A 13,285-nucleotide genomic window follows, 5' to 3' on the forward strand; every position below is an offset into this window, starting at 1 on the left:
ACGCCGGCACCGAGGAGGCCCACCCATGAAGCTGCACGATCGGATCGACGAGCGCCTGCGCGCCTTCATCGAGGCGCAGCACCTCTTCTTCGTCGCGACGGCGCCGCTCGCCTCCGACGGACACGTCAACCTCTCCCCCAAGGGCCTCGACGGCACCTTCGCGGTGCTCGGCGAGCACGAGGTCGCCTACCTCGACCTCACGGGCAGCGGCTCCGAGACCGTGGCCCACCTGCGCGAGAACGGTCGCATCACCGTCATGTTCTGCGCGTTCGAGGGGCCGCCGAACATCGTGCGGCTGCACGGGACCGGTCGCTACGTGGCGCTCGGTCACAGCGAGTTCGACTCGTACCGTGGACTCTTCGCCGAACACCCCGGTGCCCGGGGAGTCGTCGTTATCGACGTCGAACGCGTCTCAGACTCGTGCGGCTATGCCGTGCCGTTCATGAGCCACGAGAGCGACCGGGACCTACTGACCCGGTGGGCGGGCAACCGGGGTGACGAGGGCCTGGCGACCTACCGTGCGACGAAGAACGCCACCTCCATCGACGGCCTCCCCGCCCTCGACCCGACGGCCACACCATCAGCCGCAGCCGACTGACGTCGCCACCCACGCCTCGAAGGGGCAGGTGACTCCGGGAACGCGGACGGCCGGGCCCTCGTGGGACCCGGCCGTACGGCCTACGCCCTCGGTGGGGCGACGGTTGGATCAGGCGTTGATCGTCGCGGTGTCGATGACGAAGCGGTAGCGCACGTCGCCGGCCACCACGCGGTCGTAGGCCGCGTCGACCTCGTCGGCCGAGATCGTCTCGACCGACGCGCCGATGCCGTGCTCGGCGCAGAAGGCCAGCATCTCGGCGGTCGCTGGGATTCCGCCGATGTTCGAGCCGGCCACGACGCGGCTGCCTCCGACGACGGCACCGGGCGCGAAGTCGTAGTTGCCCGTGGGCAGCCCGACGTTGGCGATGACACCGAGCGGGCGCAGCAGGCCGATGTAGGTCTGCATCGGCAGGTCGGCGCTCACCGTGTTGATGATGATGTCGAAGGTCCCCTTGAGGCCCTTGAGGACACCCTCGTCGCCGGTCGCGAAGTAGTGCGTCGCGCCGAGCGCCTCGCCGTCGCCCTTCTTGGCGTCGGTGCGGCTGAGCACGCTGACCTCGGCGCCCATGGCGGCGGCGAGCTTGACGGCCATGTGGCCCAGGCCGCCGAGTCCGATGACGGCGACCTTCTTGCCGGGGCCGGCGCCCCAGCGCTTCAGCGGGGACCACACGGTGATCCCGGCGCAGAGCAGCGGGGCGGCGACGTCGAGCTCGATGCCGTCGGGGATGCCGACGGCGAAGCGCTCGGAGACGACGACCTGCTGGGCGTAGCCACCCTTGGTCGGCTCGCCGTCGTAGCCCTTGCCGTTGTAGGTCATGACCGCGCCCTTGGAGCAGAACTGCTCCTCGCCGTCCTTGCAGAACTCGCACTCGCCGCACGAGTCGACCATGCAGCCGACACCGACGCGGTCGCCGACCTGGTACTTCGTGACACCGTCACCGACGGCGGACACGACACCGGCGATCTCGTGGCCGGGGACCATGGGGAAGATCGCGCTGCCCCACTCCTCGCGGACCTGGTGGATGTCGCTGTGGCAGATGCCGGCGAACTTGATGTCGATGAGGACGTCGTCGTCTCGCAGGTCGCGGTGCTCGACGGTCCGGGCCTCGAAGGTGGCTCCGGCGCTCGGTGCGACCAGTGCGGGGGTGGAAATCAAGGGGATTCTCCTTCGTGGTGGGTGGCGACGCTCTCAGGTGCAGCGCGCCCTCACCACGGTTCATTCCCCGTCGGCGGGTCCGGTCGAACGTCTGGGACCTTGCTCACAGCCTCGCGAGCAGCGAGGCGGCGACCTCGCGGTAGGCCTGCGCGCCCTTCGACGTGCGGGCCGTCGTGAGGATCGAGCGGCCGACGGCGGGTGCCTCCGCGAAGCGCACGGTCTTGGGGATCGGTGGCTCGAGGACGGGCAGGTCGTAGCGCTCCCCCACGTCGGCGAGCACCTCGCGCGCGTGGTTGCTGCGACCGTCGAAGAGGGTCGGCAGGATGCCCCACACCTCCAGGTCGCGGTTGAGGATCTTCTGCACGTCGGCGACGGTGTCGAGCAGCTGTCCGACGCCGCGGTGGCTGAGCATCTCGCAGGGCATCGGGATGATGAGGGCATCGGCGGCCGTCAGCGCGTTGAGCGTCAGCACCCCGAGGCTCGGCGAGCAGTCGAGCAGCACGACGTCGTATGCCGTGTCGGCGCCTTCGAGGGCCGAGCGCAGGACGTACTCGCGACCGGGTCGCGGCAGCAGCATGGCCTCGGCGCCCGCGAGATCGATCGCCGATGGCACGAGGTCGATGCCCTCCTCGCACGTGACGACGACGTCACCGAGCTCGGCGGAGCCGGTGAGGACGTCGTGGATCGACCGCTCGACGGTGTCGGGGTCGACGCCCAGCGAGAAGGTGAGGCAGGCCTGCGGGTCGAGGTCGACGAGGAGGACGCGCTGCCCGAGCTCGGCGAGCGCGGCGCCGATGCTCGCGACCGACGTCGTCTTGGCGACGCCGCCCTTCTGGTTGGCCAGGGCCACGACGGTCGGTGCCCTCTTCACGTCGCTGCTGCGGCTGCGGGTCCCCATGCCCGACAGTGTGTCAGGCGCGGGGGCCCGGGATGAACAAGACGTCCGTCGTGCTCCGCAGGTCGCGGACGTCCACCTCGTCGCCGTTCACCAGCGTGGTCCCGTAGCCGAGCGCTTTCAGCGCGTCGAAGGCTGCAAGCTCCTGGGGCCACTCCGGGTGCCCGGCACCCCAACCGACCTCGCAGAGGATGACCGGCAGTGGTGTCCACAGCGCGATGGACGGCAACATCCCTGCGAGCACGCGGTACTCCGCACCTTCGACGTCGATCTTGACGAGGTCGGGCACGTCCGTGATCGCGAGACCGTCGAACCGGGCGACCTCGATGTCGACGGGGATCATCGCCTTGCCGTGTGCCTTCTTCTCGACCATGGTGTTCCAGCCGAGGTTGCCGTCGCTCGAGACGAAGATCTCCAGGTGCGAGTCGGCGTCGCTCAGGCCGATGCGGTGGACCGTCGCATCGCAGGGCAGCTCGTCCGCCGTCCGGGCACAGAGCTCGGCCAGGTTGGGCACGGGCTCGAACAGGTGAGCGCGACCCGAGAAGCCGGTTCGCTCGACCAGCACCTTCGTGAAGAAGCCGACATTGGCTCCGACGTCGAAGAGGACGCCGTCGGTCGGTAGGTACGGCGCCACGGCGTCGGCCAGGGTCTCATAGGCTGCGCGTCGCTTCTCGAAGAACGCGTTGGCCCCGTCCAGGTCGACGGTCTGTGCCGTGACGGCGCCCGCTGCACCAGGTTTCACCTCTGCCGGCGGGACCGACGCCGAGGGTGCAGGACGTGCCGGCGGCCCGGGCGAGGCGGTGCGTGACCGCACCAGTCGCAACGTCCAGGCCCGGGTGGCCCTCAGGACCCCCGGCAGCCCTCCACGTGCATAGGCCCTGCGGATCGACGACAGGTCTGGCATGGCACGACAGTAACCACCTACGGGGGTCGGTGGCACTGACGCCGACATTGCCGGGTCGGGTCTCCGGCCTGCGACGAGGTCAGAAGGCCGAGATCGTTCGCGGGGCGCGCTCGGCGCGTGACAGAGCGGACACCAGGGCGCCCTGCCCGTGCCGGCGCGCGGCCAGTCGGGTCAGCAGGGCCATGACGGGCGCGAGCACCTCGTCGGACAGCGTCGGGGCGGTGAAGCCGACGCTCGCGGCGACGTCCTCACCGTGGACGACGATTTCCATCATCCGGCCGGTGAGGAAGTCGTCGCGGCGCAGCGCCCAGCCCGTCCACGGGATGAGGACGGCTCGGTCGGCCTCCTGGCCGGCGAGCACGTCGGGGAGCTCGGCCCGCGCTGCGACGACCCGCCCGAGGACGGCGTCGCGGCCGGCGTCGGCCTGCTCGTCGCTCCCGGACCGGATGGAGACGTTGACGTCGTCGTCGAGGCCGCCTGACACCCATGCCGACCGCGCGTAGTGCTCGTCGAGCAGGATGGCGTCGGTCACGGGATCGGCGCGCAGCAGGGTCAGGGCCGTGACGGGCTGGCTCGCGAGGTGGGCCACGAGGCCGCCGACGCTCCACTCGGGCAGCGCGCTCGCCTGGTGCCAGGCGGCGGCGACGTCGTCCCGGGACAGGATGGCGATGACGTGGTCGGTGGCCGCGAGGAACGCCGGCCGCAGGTCGCGCTCGGGTGCGGACCGGGTGGTGGGCTCAGCGGTGGGCTCAGGCATCGTCGCGCTCCGGTGGGGTCGTCTCGTAGCCGGCGGGCTCGAGGCCGGCCCAGTCGGACTTCTCGGGGCCCATCTGCTGGCCCTCGGGGCAGTGCGCGCGGAAGTCGCACCACGAGCAGATCGCGGAGGTGCGGGGCGCGAACCTCGTCGACTCGACGCCGAGCTCCTTGAACTCGGCGTCGGCCCGGCGCAGGTCGGAGGCGATCGACTCGGCCTCGGCGATCTTGCGCGCGAGGGACTCGTCGGTGTGCTCGTGCGCGGCGATCGTGCCGGAGGGCACGTGGTGCAGCTCGACCCGGTGGCACGGCCGGCGGAACATCCGGGAGGCTGCGACGGCATACAACGCGAGGGGCAGCGAGGTGCGCGCGTCGTCGTCGGTGGGGACCTGGCGGCCCGTCTTGTAGTCGACGACGACGAGCTCGCCCGCGCGGTCGTCGAGCCGGTCGATGCGGCCGGTGATGGCGACCTCGTCGGTCTTGAGCGAGACGCTGCGCTCGATGCCGACGGGCTGGTTGTCGCGGTCGCTGGAGCGGAGGTACTCGGTGACGGCGTCGCGGACCCGCAGCCGCCATCCGGCGGACTGCTGGGGGTCACGGAAGCCCACGTCGATCCACGACGAGCGGACGAGCTCGGCGACGCCGGCCGGCGTCCGCTGGCCCACCGGGAGGTCCCAGAAGTCGCGGAGCGCGTTGTGGGTCGCGATGCCGACCGAGGTGTGGGCGCGCTGCGGACGGGCCTGTGGGCGGGGTCGGTCGAGGTACTGCATGCGGTAGCGCCTCGGGCAGTCGAGCCACGCGAGCAGCCGCGACGGCGAGCCGGAGTAGAGCGGCGTGGGCATGCCCGCAAAGGTCGTCTGCTCAGCCGGTCCCGTCGTCACGCCGACACCCTACGACCCGCCCGCGACATCCACCCGACGACATCCCCAGCCCCGGTCAGTGGCGGCGGGAGGCGACGCGGTCGAGGCGTGCCGCGGCGGCCCGGAACTCGCGCTCGAGCTCGTCGACGACGTCGGCGACCGGGAGCACCGACCGGATGCTCTGGAGCCCCTGCCCGGCGGCCCACAGCTGCGACCACTTCTTCGCCGGTGACTCGGCCGCGTCGTAGCTGCGGACCCCGTCGTGCACGAGGTGGTCGGGGTCGAGCCCGTGAGCCCGCAGGCTCGGCCGCAGCCAGGACGCATCGGCTCCCGTGATGCCGTCGCTGACGACGAGGTCGTCGGGGCCGTGCGCGACGACCATCTGCTTGTAGTCGTCGGCGGCCCGGCTCTCCGTCGTCGCGAGGAAGCGGGTGCCCATGTAGACGAGGTCGGCACCCGCGGCCACGGCGCCGGCGACGCCGGCACCGTCCGCGATGCCCCCGCCCACGGTGACGAGACCGTCGAAGAGGTCGCGCACGGCGGAGACGAAGGCGAAGGGCGACAGGTGCCCGGTGTGTCCCCCGGCCCCGGCGCTGATGCAGGCGAGGCCGTCGACGCCCGCCGCGATCGCCTTGCGGGCGAGGACGAGGTCGATGACGTCGGCCACGACGAGCCCGCCGTACGCCTTGACCGTGTCGATGACCGGACGCGGCGAGCCGAGCGCGGTGATGACGACGGGCGGTCGGTGCGCCGCGACGAGGGCGAGGTCGTCGGCCAGGCGCGTGTTGCTCCGGTGCGTGACGAGGTTGACCGACCACGGTGCCTGACCCGAGCCCGAGGCGATCGCTCCGAGCCACTCGTCGAGCTGCTCGGGCGTGCGGCAGTTCTGCGTCGGGAAAGCGCCGAGGATGCCCGCCCGGGCCGCCGCGACGACGAGCTCGGGCCCCGAGACGAGGAACATCGGCGCCGCCACGACGGGGAGCCGCAGCGCCGCGAGCAGCTCCTGCGGCGTCACCCGCTCGCCCCCGGCGTCCCGGCTCCGCCACCGTCGGGGAGGTCGCGGACCGCGGGCGCGTCAGGTTGCCGCAGGAGCCGCTTGAGCACCTTGCCGACGGGGTTGCGGGGGAGCTCGTCGCGCACCTCGAGCCGCTCGGGCAGCTTGAACGAGGCGATGCTCCGCTCACGCAGCCACCCGACGAGCTCGTCGAGCGTCAGGCTCGTGCCCGGGCGCAGCACGACGACGGCCGCGACACGCTCGCCGAGCCGCTCGTCCGGGTCGCCGATGACGGCGACGTCGGCGACGGCCGGGTGGTCGGCGATGAGTCCCTCGAGCTCGGCCGGGGCGATGTTCATGCCGCCGCGGATCACCTGGTCGCGGGCCCGGTCGAGGTAGCGGAGGAACTGTCCGTGGTCCCCCGCGATCTCGAAGAGGTCCCCGGTGCGCAGGTAGCCGCGGTCGTCGAAGGGGCTCTGCAGCTCCTCGCCGTGGAGGTATCCGGCGAAGACGCTCGGCCCGCTGATGTGCAGCTCACCCGGGTGGCCGGGCTCGGTGACGTCCTCGCCCGTGACGATGTCGACGAGCCGGGTGTCGGTCCACTCCCCGGCCCGGGTCGACCACGTGACCCCCGGCGCGCCGAACCGCGGGAAGAACTGCGCGCGGTCGTCGGGGTCGGGGAAGTCAACAGGACTCGACAGCAGGCCGATCCCCTCGTTGGACCCGAAGAAGTTGATGACGCTGATGCCGTGCCGCTCCTGCCAGCCGCGCACCATCGCGGGCTGCAGCGGCGCCGAGCCGGAGCCGATGCGGGTCAGGCTGCTGACGTCGACGGTCGCCATCAGCGCCTCGTTGCCGAGCAGCATCCACAGCAGCGCCGGAGGCGCGCACGTGTAGGTGGCGCGCTCGACGGCGACCTGACCGAGGAACGTCGGCAGGTCGAAGGGGTGGTGCTGCACGAGGACGCAGCCCGTGAGCAGCCACGGCAGGAACATCCCGCTGATGCCGGCCATGTTGATCATCGGGAAGGGGTTGAGCAGCACGTCGTCGACCGTCACCTGCGGCGCCTCGGTGGTCGCGACCCCGACGGCGAGCCAGTCCATGTGACAGCGCGGGACGCCCTTGGGCGCGCTCTCGGTGCCCGACGTCCAGCAGATCGTCACGGCGTCGTTGGCCTCGTTGGGGTCGGCGGCGGCGCGTGCCTCGACCGCCTCGCGATCAGCGTCCGTGCCCGGGCCCGGGTGCCAGACGCGGACGCCGATGGGCACATCGGCCGTCTCCTCCTCGGGGCCGTAGGCGATGACGGCCCGCACCGACTCCACCCCACCGAGCGCAGTCGCCGCGTCCACGGCCAGGGCCCGGTCACCGAACCGGGCACTGCCGAGGTATGCCGTCACGCCGGCCCTCGCGCACATGGCGGCCACCTCACGCTCGCGCAGCTGCACGGGCAACGGCGACACGACGACGCCGAGGCGCCAGGCGGCGAGGTAGACCTCGACGAGCTCGACCGAGTTGGCGAGCTGGACCGCGACCACGTCACCTCGGACGAGCCCGAGCGACATCAGCCGCGCGGCGAGGGCCGTGACCTCGTCGTCGAGCTCGCGCCACGTCAGCCGTCGCGGCGCCGAGCCGAGCAGCGCCTCGCGGTTGGCGGGGTCGACGACGGCGAGGGCGTCCCCGCGGGCGCGCACCCGCTCGGCGAAGAGCCCGTCGAGGGTGTCCTCGCCCCACCAGCCCCTGGCCCGGTAGTCGGCGACCTTCTCCGGCGCGTGCAGTCCCCGTGCGTTCGCCATGGCTCGGCGCTCCTTCGTGGTTCGGCGTGAGGTGGTCACTGCGAGCTGTACGTGTACGTGTGCCTCAGCTGCGTTGCTGCTGCGGGTCTTTCGTCTCGGGAGTGGCTGCCCGCCTCTAGCGGTCGGACCGGCGGTGCGCGCGTGGCACGACCTCGATGTCGCTGCCGTGGAGGTCGGCCGAGCACTGGTCACAGGCGAGCGCGACGGCGAGCGGAGCCCCGCACGGCACGTGCTGCTGCACGAGCGCGGGACCCTCCTCGGCGGCATACCAGTGGTGCGCCCAGTCGATGGCCACGGCGACGACCGGGTAGAAGGCGTGGCCCTTGTCGGTGAGGTGGTACTCGGCGCGGCCGTCGGCACCGCCCGTCCGGCGCCCCCTGGCCTCGAGCACGCCGATGTCGCAGAAGGCGCGGAGCCGCTCGGCGACGAGGCTCGGCGGCGCGCCGAGGGCCTCCTCGAAGTCACCGAAGCGCGTCAGCCCCCGGAGGGAGGCGCCGATGAGGGCGGAGGACCACCGGTTGCCGAAGATCGCCATCGTCTCGGGAAAGAGTCCCGCGGAGGACCGGTCCACACGGGGGTCGGAGCGACGCCGCGTCGTCGACTCCGGGACGGACCGCTCCCACGAGCCGCTCGGCCCCCACTCGGCGTGGACGTCGCCGGAGCGCACGACCTCGCGGCAGCCCGTGCACGTCAGGACCGGTGCGAAGTTCTGGCCGCAGAGCGCGTGGCGCATCGCCGGGAGCGTCGCGGCGTGCCGCGGCACCCATCGCCGCTCCCAGTCCCAGATCGCGATGGTGACCGGCCACAGCCCACGGCCGCGCTGGGTGAGGACGTACTCGGCCCGGACGGGGCGCTCCTGGTAGACGACACGGCGCAGCAGGCCCTCGCGCTCCATCGTCGCGAGGCGGGAGGTGAGGACCGCGTTGGAGATGGCGACCTCGTCGAGGAACTGGCCGTAGCGGGTCGTGCCGCGCAGCGCCCGCTGGAGGATGAGGAGGGTCCACTCGTCGCCGAGCAGCCCGAGCATGCGTCCGATGGCGTTCGTCGACCCGGGATCGAGCCGGGTGGGCACCGTGCCGGGGTCGACGTCGTCGACCACCGGCTCAGAGACCGATCGCATCCGCTGCCGTGTCCGCCGTGCTCCACCGTCGCAGCTCGGCACCCGGGGCCCAGGTCGAGTGGGTGCCACTCGAGATCCGCTCGGGCAGCCGGAGCTTGCAGACCGGCCCGTCGGAGACCCGGGCCGCGTCGAACACGACGCAGTAGGAGGCGTCGTCGTTCATGTCGGTCGTCAGGGTCACGAGGTAGCCGTCGTCCTCGCCGGCGCTCCCGACGCGCGGCGCCATCGCGGTCTCGCTGCCGAAGACGTTGTCCCCGAAGGAGTATCGCTCCTCCGTGCCCGAGTGGAGGTCGTGCTTGACGAGGCCGTCGAAGAGGAACCATGCGGGCTTGCCGGTCGCGGCGTAGGCGTACCGGTACTTCCCACCGGCGTACGAGCCGTTCATCATGCCGAACTCGGTGATGCTGTCGGAGAGCGGCGACTCGGTGACGAGGCCGGTGCGGAGGTTGAGCCGCCAGCGGTGCAGGCGTGCCTGCATGCGGTCGAGGGCGAGGAAGCGGAAGGCCCGCTCCCACCGGTTGCCCATGCCGTTGTCCTGCGGCTCGGGGTCGCCCTGGAAGAAGCCGTCTAGGACGATCTCGTCGCCGTCCTCGTACGCGTTGACGAAGTGCAGGACGTACGTCGGGTCGGCCTCGAACCACCGGATGTCGCTCGTCTTCCCGCGCCGCGGGATGACGGCGAAGCGGCTCGGCATGTCACGGTGGAAGCGCGCGACGTGTGCGCCCTTGGCGAGGGCCTCCGGCTCCCAGAAGAGCGGGAAGTCGTTGAGCACGACGTAGTTCTCGGTGAAGGCCATGTCGTGCGGCAGCCGCGGCCCGGGCAGCGGGACGTCGACGTAGTGGACGAGGTCGTCCGCCTCGTCGACGACGCCGTAGTGCATGTACGGCGCCTCCTTGCTGTAGTTGAAGAAGAGGAGCTCGCCGGTGCGGTCGTCGACCTTCGGGTGCGCTGAGACGCCCCAGTCGAAGGGAAAGCGGCCGTTCCACGTCGCCTTGCCGAGGGTCTCGGCCGACGTCGGGTCGACGCGGTAGAGGTCGCCGCACTGGTAGAAGCTCGTGAGGGCCGTGCCGCGGTGGACGATGACGTCGGTCGACGACGCGTCCTTCATCTGGCGGCGGGCGCCCCAGCCGTCCTCACGGAGCGAGAGGTAGGGCGGTTCGGCCAGACCGGCCCACAGCGACTGTCCTGCCTCCTGCTCGGCGAGGAAGCCGTCAGTGCGCACGAACCGGTTGCGGTAGAAGGCTTTTCCGTCACGGAAGCCGACGACGTGGACCATCCCGTCGCCGTCGAACGGGTGGTAGTGCTTGAGCGAGGGGTGGACGGGGTTCTCCGTGTTGCGGAGGTAGACCCCGTCGAGGTCGGTGGGCACCTCACCCTCGACGACGTCGAGGTCGTCCGCCCTCCACTCGGTCGTCTGCGGCTGCCACGGGCCCGTGCGGTAGGGATGGTCGTCGTCCGCGGGCAGGGTCGACAGCATCCGACCGACGATGTCGACATCCATCCGGGTCTCCTTGGCTCTCAGTGGTTTCCGTGGTTCGGGGAGTTCGCGTTCAGTCGGCGACGGCGCCGACGACGAGGCTGACGGTGGTGGCGGTGCTGCCACCGAAGTTGAGAGTGCCGAAGGTGCGGGCACCCTCGACCTGGTAGTCGCCGGCAGTCCCGCTGACCTGCTTGGCCGCGTCGACGAGCATGCGGATGCCGCTGGCCCCCACCGGGTGGCCGCCGCCGATGAGCCCACCGCTCGGGTTGATGGGCAGGCGACCACCCAGGGCGATCGAGCCGTCCTCGACGGCCTTCCACGACTCCCCCGGACCGGTGAGCCCGATGTGGTCGATGGCGAGGTACTCGGTCGGGGTGAAGCAGTCGTGCACCTCGAAGCCGTCGAGGTCCTCGAGGGTGACGTGGGACCGGTCGAACGCGTCGGTCACAGCCCGGCGCACGTGCGGCAGGACGTAGAGCTCGTCGCGGTCACGGTCGAGCTTCTGCCGGAGCCCGAGGCCGACGGTGCGGTGGCCCCATCCCTCGATGCGCGCGACGGGTCGTCGCCCCGGGTGGTCGCGCAGCCACGCGTCGGAGACGAGGACCACCCCGGCGGCGCCGTCGGTGACCTGGCTGCAGTCGTAGCGGCGGATCCGGCCCTCGACGACGGGGTTTCGCGTGTCGTCGGTGGCGTCGGGGCCGGTGAGGTCCAGGACGTCCCAGCCGCGGGTCTGGGCGTGGGGGTTGCGTCGGGCGTTCGCGAGGTTGAGAGCCGCGATGGCGCGCAGGTGGGCCTCGTCGAGGCCGTGCCGCCGGTCGTACTCGTCGGCGATGGCGCTGAAGACGTGGGGCCACATGAAGCGAGCGCCCTCACCGTCGTGCCCCACCCAGGCGGCCGCGCCGAGGTGCGTGGCCGCCTCGTCGCCGGGCACGGTCTTCTCGAGCTCGACGCCGAGCACGAGGGCACAGTCGTAGTGCCCTGCCCGGAGGTCGGCCATGGCGGCGAGCAGCGCCACCCCGCCCGACGCGCACGCGGCCTCGTGCCGGGCGGCCGGAACGCCCCACAGGTCGGGCCGGACCGTCGCGGGCATGGCCCCGAGGTGGCCCTGACCGGTGAAGAGCTGGCCGAAGGCGTTGCCGACGTGGATGACCTCGACCTCGGCCGCGCCGGAGCGGCTCGCCTCGAGGGTGCGGTCGACGATCTCGCCCACGAGGTCGGAGACGTCTCGCCCCTCACGGGTCAGGTGGCGCGCGAAGTCCGTCTGCGAGCCACCGAGCACCCAGACCCCCGTCGGGGAGGTGCTCGAGCTGCCGCCCGTCATGTCCGCCTCCGCTCCCGACGCCGCCGTCGGTGCCCAGCCTTGCCCTTCTCCGGGCACGGTACTACAACTAGCAGAGTGACTCGCCGGGTGCGACGCGGCCGTTCCGGGTCCGGGCCGGGCGACCAGGAGCGGCAGGTCTCGTGAGCTCGGCAGGACCGAACGGAGGACGCATGGACGACGACGACGACGCGTACGTCCTCGATGTCGTCCGCACCCCGCGCGGGCGCGCGTCCGCGCGCGGGTCGCTGCACGGCCTCACCGCCGTCGACCTCGTCGTGCACCTCCAACGGGCCCTCGTCGAACGCACCGGGATCGACCCGGAGCGCGTCGACGACGTGACGCTGGGCTGCGCGACCCAGGTCGACGAGCAGGGCGCCGACCTCGCCCGCACGGCCACCCTCGTCGCCGGCTGGGGCACCTCCGTGCCGGGTGTCACGCTCAACCGCTTCTGCGCATCCGGCATCGACGCCGTCGGCCAGACTGCGGCCCGGGTCCGCGCCGGCGACCTCTCGCTCGCCGTTGCCGGGGGCGTCGAGAGCGTGTCGCGCGTGCCGATGTTCGCCGACCGCGGCGCGCTGTATGCCGACCCCACCCTCGTGCGCCGTCTCGGCTCGGTCCACATGGGCATCGCTGCAGACCTCAACGCGACGCTCGAGGGCTTCACCCGCGAGCAGCTCGACGCGTATGCCCTCGAGACGCAGGCCAAGGCGACCCGGGCACGCGTGATGGGTGCCTTCGCCCGGTCGCTCGTCCCGGTACCGGCCGACGACCGCGGCCCCGGCCTCGACCACGACGAGCTCGTCCGGCCCGGCACGACCGCCGAGTCGCTCGCGGCGCTGCCGCCTGCCTTCGCGGAGCTGGGGTCGGACGGCCAGGACGACATCGCGCTCGCGGCGGCGCACGGCATACGCCCCCTCGACCGGATCGAGCACCTGCACACGGTGGGCACCTCCCCCGCCGTCGCGGACGCCGCAGCGCTGCTGCTCGTCGGTTCGGCGCGAGCCGCCCGGGCCTCGGGCCTCGCGCCGCGGGCGCGGATCGTCTCGGCCGCGTCGACGGCGGTGGACCCCGTCGTCATGCTCACCGCCGGGCAGTCGGCCGTCGAGCAGGTGCTCGCGAGGGCCGGCCTGTCTCCCAGCGACATCGACGTCTTCGAGTTCGCCGAGGCCTTCTCGGCGCTGTGCCTCCGCTTCCGCCGCGACCTCGACGCTGGGCCGGACCGGATGAACCCGGACGGCGGCACCATGGCGATGGGTCACGCCTTCGGGGCGACGGGCGCGATCCTCGTCGGCCAGTGCGTCGAGGCGCTCGAGCGCCGTGGCGGGCGCTGGGGCGTCGCGGCCGTCAGCGGTGCCGCCGGCCTCGGCACGGCCGTGCTCGTCGAGCGCGTCGACGGTTGAGCGGCCCGGCGC

General features: G+C 72.2%; 12 protein-coding genes. 2 read left to right on the plus strand and 10 right to left on the minus strand.

The features are described from left to right. Positions 1-25 precede the first annotated feature (25 nt). The gene (locus ASE25_RS00080; RefSeq protein ID WP_056770772.1) at positions 26-598 is read left to right on the plus strand and encodes a pyridoxamine 5'-phosphate oxidase family protein; all 573 of its coding nucleotides are present in this window, start codon (positions 26-28) and stop codon (positions 596-598) included. Between the two features lie 108 nt (positions 599-706). Here the strand turns inward: ASE25_RS00080 and ASE25_RS00085 are convergent, their stop codons facing one another. From ASE25_RS00085 to ASE25_RS00130, 10 genes are all read right to left on the minus strand, one after another. Continuing rightward, positions 707-1,753 carry an NAD(P)-dependent alcohol dehydrogenase gene (locus ASE25_RS00085; protein WP_056821915.1) on the minus strand — a complete coding sequence of 349 codons (1,047 nt, stop codon included), beginning with the start codon at positions 1,751-1,753 and terminating at the stop codon, positions 707-709. A gap of 103 nt (positions 1,754-1,856) precedes the next feature. Next, positions 1,857-2,651, minus strand: coding sequence for a ParA family protein (locus ASE25_RS00090; RefSeq protein ID WP_056770777.1), 795 nt, complete (start codon positions 2,649-2,651; stop codon positions 1,857-1,859). Positions 2,652-2,664: 13 nt separating this feature from the next. Then, positions 2,665-3,390 carry an FkbM family methyltransferase gene (locus tag ASE25_RS00095; RefSeq protein WP_056821918.1) on the minus strand — a complete coding sequence of 242 codons (726 nt, stop codon included), beginning with the start codon at positions 3,388-3,390 and terminating at the stop codon, positions 2,665-2,667. Positions 3,391-3,631: 241 nt separating this feature from the next. After that, a complete protein-coding gene (locus tag ASE25_RS00100; protein ID WP_056821921.1) occupies positions 3,632-4,309 on the minus strand; it encodes a maleylpyruvate isomerase N-terminal domain-containing protein in 678 nt (225 codons plus the stop codon). After that, entirely contained in the window at positions 4,302-5,186 is an 885-nt protein-coding gene (locus tag ASE25_RS00105; RefSeq protein WP_235508477.1) for a PD-(D/E)XK nuclease family protein, read from the minus strand. Before ASE25_RS00105 ends, ASE25_RS00100 begins: the two co-directional genes overlap by 8 nt. 55 nt (positions 5,187-5,241) lie before the next feature. Continuing rightward, positions 5,242-6,180 (minus strand): nitronate monooxygenase family protein, encoded by a 939-nt coding sequence (locus ASE25_RS00110; RefSeq protein ID WP_056770789.1) that lies wholly within the window; start codon positions 6,178-6,180, stop codon positions 5,242-5,244. Further along, positions 6,177-7,952, minus strand: coding sequence for a class I adenylate-forming enzyme family protein (locus ASE25_RS00115; protein ID WP_056821925.1), 1,776 nt, complete (start codon positions 7,950-7,952; stop codon positions 6,177-6,179). Before ASE25_RS00115 ends, ASE25_RS00110 begins: the two co-directional genes overlap by 4 nt. Positions 7,953-8,067: 115 nt before the next feature. Then, positions 8,068-9,072, minus strand: a complete 1,005-nt coding sequence (locus ASE25_RS00120) for a helix-turn-helix domain-containing protein (RefSeq protein WP_056821927.1) — start codon at positions 9,070-9,072, stop codon at positions 8,068-8,070. Further along, entirely contained in the window at positions 9,056-10,573 is a 1,518-nt protein-coding gene (locus tag ASE25_RS00125) for a carotenoid oxygenase family protein (RefSeq protein WP_056821930.1), read from the minus strand. Before ASE25_RS00125 ends, ASE25_RS00120 begins: the two co-directional genes overlap by 17 nt. A gap of 49 nt (positions 10,574-10,622) precedes the next feature. After that, positions 10,623-11,873 (minus strand): acetyl-CoA acetyltransferase, encoded by a 1,251-nt coding sequence (locus ASE25_RS00130; RefSeq protein WP_056821933.1) that lies wholly within the window; start codon positions 11,871-11,873, stop codon positions 10,623-10,625. Positions 11,874-12,043: 170 nt separating this feature from the next. Here ASE25_RS00130 and ASE25_RS00135 point away from each other — a divergent pair, with 170 nt between their 5' ends. Next, positions 12,044-13,273, plus strand: a complete 1,230-nt coding sequence (locus ASE25_RS00135; protein WP_056821941.1) for an acetyl-CoA C-acyltransferase — start codon at positions 12,044-12,046, stop codon at positions 13,271-13,273. Positions 13,274-13,285 lie beyond the last annotated feature (12 nt).

Source organism: Terrabacter sp. Root85, assembly GCF_001429185.1.
GTDB lineage: Bacteria > Actinomycetota > Actinomycetes > Actinomycetales > Dermatophilaceae > Terrabacter.